General features: G+C 47.8%; 1 protein-coding gene. It reads right to left on the minus strand.

What is annotated here, in order from left to right; translation table 11 throughout:
* A partial coding sequence (locus EOC83_RS32650; RefSeq protein WP_245441859.1) for a hypothetical protein occupies positions 1 to 380 on the minus strand: 380 nt, incomplete at its 3' end.
* Positions 381 to 406 lie beyond the last annotated feature (26 nt).

Consider the following 406-nt stretch of genomic DNA (forward strand, 5'->3'; position numbering starts at 1 on the left):
CGCGGTTGAATTTCCAGCATGATTTCAGACTGCAAGATGTTTGCAAGTTCTGTTTCAGCATCCAAACCGTGTACGGCTTTAAGATCCTGAGCAAGCTCTGTGGTGTATTCCGCTTTCAAAGCGCGGGATTTTGCAGTTACAGCAACTTTTTCAATTGAGAAAGCCATTTCTGCAAATGCGTCGCCAGTTGAACCAAGTGCTTCTGCATCAGCAGTAGCCATACCAGTACCAGTTGTTTCTGATCCTGCACCCAATGCGTTAGCATGTGTACCTGCACCAGAGAAATCAGTATCGGCTTCGTTGTAGAATACTTCGTTGGCAGCTGCCTGGGAAGTATGTGTTGAGCGCATTGCAAAGATCAAGCCTGTTGGGCCTGTCATCGGCTGAACCCCCCAAATATCACCCT

Source organism: Mesorhizobium sp. Primo-A (assembly GCF_003997175.1).
GTDB classification, from domain to species: Bacteria; Pseudomonadota; Alphaproteobacteria; order Rhizobiales; family Rhizobiaceae; genus Mesorhizobium; species Mesorhizobium ciceri.